The sequence below is a fragment of the Geobacillus sp. DSP4a genome, assembly GCF_013096875.1.
GTDB lineage: Bacteria > Bacillota > Bacilli > Bacillales > Anoxybacillaceae > Geobacillus > Geobacillus thermophilus.
In genome coordinates this window covers 1-510 of sequence record NZ_SDLD01000188.1, presented here as the reverse complement: position 1 = coordinate 510, position 510 = coordinate 1, and the positions used below count along the sequence as shown (strand labels likewise).

The following is a 510-nucleotide window of genomic DNA, read 5'->3' as shown; positions in this document are numbered from 1 at the left end:
CGCCGCCGCTCGGGGTCAAATAACCTTCGCCTTCCGGGTGCAAGCACCCTTGCAGGCGAAGAACATTTGCCCATCGCGGCGACCCGCGAGCCTCCGCTTTTCCGGTTATCTAGTTTTCAAGGAACGAGACTGCTTCTTGAATTTGCTTCTCTGCAGTCTTGCATCGAGGAATCCCACTTCCTCGAATCTGCTAGAAGACGCAGATGCAAAGTAGCTCCTTTGAATTCGCTTCTTTGCAGCTTTGCGCCGAGGAATCCATCTTCCTTGAATCTGCTGGAAGACGCAGGCGCAAAACACATGAAGGAATTTTTCATTCCCTCAAAACCGAACGAAACGAAAGCGCGGTGTATCGACAGTTGGCCATTACGGCCTCCGCTTTTCTTCATCCTTAGAAAGGAGGTGATCCAGCCGCACCTTCCGGTACGGCTACCTTGTTACGACTTCACCCCAATCACTTGCCCCACCTTCGGCGGCTGGCTCCCTTGCGGGTTACCTCACCGACTTCGGGTG

At 53.9% G+C, this 510-nt stretch carries 1 rRNA gene; it reads right to left on the bottom strand.

Annotated elements, in window-relative coordinates:
- Positions 1-392: 392 nt before the first annotated feature.
- Positions 393-510 (bottom strand): 16S ribosomal RNA (locus ETC02_RS16930); the annotation flags it as partial.